The sequence below is a fragment of the Lichenifustis flavocetrariae genome, from assembly GCF_026130545.1.
GTDB classification, from domain to species: Bacteria; Pseudomonadota; Alphaproteobacteria; order Rhizobiales; family Beijerinckiaceae; genus Lichenihabitans; species Lichenihabitans flavocetrariae.
This window is the reverse complement of record NZ_JAMOIM010000124.1, coordinates 1-3177: the sequence shown is the minus strand read 5'-3', so window position 1 is coordinate 3177 and position 3177 is coordinate 1. Positions and strand designations below refer to the sequence as shown.

3 protein-coding genes are annotated in these 3177 nt (G+C 60.3%); all 3 read left to right on the top strand.

Going from position 1 to position 3177, the window contains the following annotated elements; translation table 11 throughout:
• The coding region (locus M8523_RS36105) for a glycosyltransferase family 4 protein (RefSeq protein ID WP_345894371.1) at window positions 1-1201 on the top strand (1201 nt) is incomplete at its 5' end.
• Window positions 1202-1242: 41 nt separating this feature from the next.
• Window positions 1243-2445: an MATE family efflux transporter gene (locus M8523_RS36100; protein WP_282589612.1), complete on the top strand. Its 1203-nt coding sequence runs from the start codon at window positions 1243-1245 to the stop codon at window positions 2443-2445.
• A partial coding sequence (locus M8523_RS36095) for a recombinase zinc ribbon domain-containing protein (protein WP_282589611.1) occupies window positions 2435-3177 on the top strand: 743 nt, incomplete at its 3' end. The genes M8523_RS36100 and M8523_RS36095, both read left to right, overlap by 11 nt.

The window sequence follows — 3177 nt, the reverse complement described above, 5'->3', positions numbered from 1 at the left end:
CCCGGCACCAACGCCTTTCAGGTCATTCTCCAGACCGTCAGCGCCTGACCAGCCTCCAAATGGCCTGGGTAATTACGATCGTAGTTTCATCGAATGTGTTTATATAATACGGAAAATTTATCCGCTTGCAGATATAAATATTGTATTGCCTAAATACGGACCTATTGTTGACCATCTTTCGAAATATGCCTCGTCTATTGTCTATGAGCCGCTCTGGGTTCTTCGTCGACACGATCTTCGACGTCTTTTGACCGTCGAGCTTTTTCGTCTGCCCCGTGCTGTTGCGCGCGCGCGCGCGAGGTTCCGGAACAACGATCTTGTCTATATCAATACGGCCGTCATCTTGGACTATTTGCTCGCGGCTAGAGCATGGCCTCGCCGCGGGCTTCTCCACGTGCATGAACTTCCAACCGGGTCAGTCCGCACCATCTTGCGGGCTCTACTCCGATGGAGCCGCTGTGACGTAATTTTTAATTCCAACGCGACGCGCGACTCTTATTTGCCGATCCCGGGCGCGACCACTCACGTTGTCTATAACGGGATCGTGGGGCCCGCGAGCCCTGAAGTCTCGACCTACGATGGCAGTCGACCCCTGCGGTTGTTAATGCTGGGGCGGATCAGCCGGATTAAGGGGCAGGACGTCTTGGTGGCGGCCTTGAAGGCACTCCCGCCCGAAGTCCGTACCAGGATCGACGTGCGTATCGTGGGCAGCGCGTTCGGAGGCGTGGCGCCGGTCGAGGCACTTCGAGAGCTGGTCCGATCCAATGGATTGAGCGACATCGTCACCATGTTTCCCTTCGTGGAGGATCCTGCGGATTTCTATCGATGGGCGGATGTCGTCGCGGTTCCATCGCGGCTCCCTGAATCCTTGGGCCGGGTAGCCATCGAAGCGATGGCGTATGGGCGTCCGCCGCTTGTGTCGGCGATCGGCGGACTCTGCGAAGTGGTGGAGCACGAACGAACGGGGTGGCTGGTCGCTCCGGATAACGTCGAAGCCCTTGCCGAACGGCTGTCTCTCATCGTGACCGACCCCGAGTCCTGGCGCGGCTATGCAGTCGCGGCCCGGGCGCGCTATGAGAGCTTGTTTACGGTTCGTTTGGTGTCCGACGCCTTTGCGTCGGTCGTTGAGCAGACGATCGCGGCAGGACGATTGATGAGCAAGGACGAGCCGAAGAAGCGATTGCGCCAGGGCCAGACCTGATGCTGTCACAGCTCAGAAAATTTGCTCGGCGATTTTTTGTGATGCTGGGCGGAGAAGTGTTGCAGAGCGCGTTTCATTTCGCGTTCAACATCGTCTTGGTGCATGTGCTGACACCGCATGACTATGGCGTCTTCGCGATCGTCATGTTGAGCGGCGGCATCGCTTTGACGTACGTCCGTGCGTTGGCCGGCATGCCTGCGACGCTACTGATCGCATCGCAGCGGGGCCGTCGGGCTGCGGCAGCCGATGAGGTTGCCTTCGGGTCTGCGGCATTGGTCATTTCCGTCGTCGTCGGTCTTGTCGCAGCTGGATTCCTTTGGCGGGCCTTCGGGTCCAGCGCCATCCTGGGTAGCGTCTTCCTGACCCTATGGAGCCTCCGAAGCTATCTGCGCACCGTGCTGTTCGCAATTCAGTGCCAGGTTCAATCTGCAATCAGCGACGCGATCTTCGTGGTGTCGGGGATCGCGCTCGCGGTGGTATTCTTTCGTGCGGGAGAGGTCACCTCGCTCGATCAGGCCTTCCTGATCCTCGCTCTGGCCAATGCCGCCGGCCTTGCGGCATCGCTAATCATGCGGCGGAAGATGCGCATCAGCTTCGGTCGTTTCGCGCGGAGCCGCTACGCAATGATGTCGCGGCAGTTGCTCTGGTCTTGCACGGGCGTCACGATGGCCAATGTCCAGGGGCAAGGGCAAGTGTTGCTGATCGCGGCATTGGCTGGCCCGGCTGCCTATGCGCCCATTGCCGGGGCGCTCGTGTTCTATGCGCCCTTTCGGCTGGTATCGTCGGCTCTAGCCAATCTGATCCAGCCAGAACTTGTTCGGCAGGCCAGCAACGGATCTGCCCGGCGGATGGGGCAGCTTGCTGCAGTCTCGACCGCCTCCATGCTGGTCGTCGGCCTTGTGGGAGGGGCCGTCGTGTTTTGCGCTTTGCCTTTCATCAATGCCCCGGTCTTTGTCGGACAGCCAAAAATGCTGATCTTTGGCCTTGGGTGGGCTGTTTCAGTTGTTCAACTGTTCTACCTGGTGCCTCGCGTCTACCTCGAGGTGCTGCGCGATTTTCGTATCATCACGATCTTGACGGCATCCAGTGCGGTCGCCGGGATCGGGATCGTCACTGTTCTGCTGCTGACGGTCGGGCCAGTCTTTTCCCTCTTGGGCAACTTCGTCTCGGAATCCGTGGTCCTCGTTTGGTGCTGGGTCGCTGTCGGTCGAGCAGACCGAAGTTCGGACGGCCATGACACGTGACGACCATGGCGTCCCACTCAATCGCGCGCACCGCGCGCAGCACATGTTGTCCGGCCTGATCGTCTGCGGAGACTGCGGATCAACCTTTGCCATGCGCGACGCCGGTCATTACGGCTGCTCCAATGTCCGCTCGAAGGGCACATGCGCGAACGGTCTGAAGGTAAAGCGGGCCGATCTCGAACGGCTGATCGGAGATGCCATCCGTCACCGCTGGATGAACGAGGATGCCATGGCACGGTTGCGCGCCGAGGTCATCGCGGAGCGCGAGAGGATCTCGGGTTCGTCGAACGAGACCCGGACCAAGCTCGTGGCCACCATCAAGCGCAAAGGGGATCAGGTCAATCGCATTGTCAACGCCATCACCGAGGCCGGGCACAATCCAGCCCTGCTTGCTAAGCTCAGCCAGTTGCAGGACGAGGTGCGCGATCTGACTTCGGAGCTTGACGCTGTGGAGGCAACCGGCCCCCCTGCCCCGCTCGCCATCACCGAGGATGTTGACGCGCTGATCCAGGCTGCGGCTCAGAATATCGAACAGGCGATTTCCAATCACGCCCATCTGGATGCCCCGAAGCACCGCGAGATGGTGCGTCGCATCATCGATCGGATCACGATCAGCCGCATCAGCCGTCACGAGAGCGGGGCGACCGAGGTTGGAGTGCGCGGCGCCTTTGCGGGCGTGATGCAGGCGGCGGGTTTGGTGGAGCGTCACGCGCTCAGAACGAAGAAGCCCTC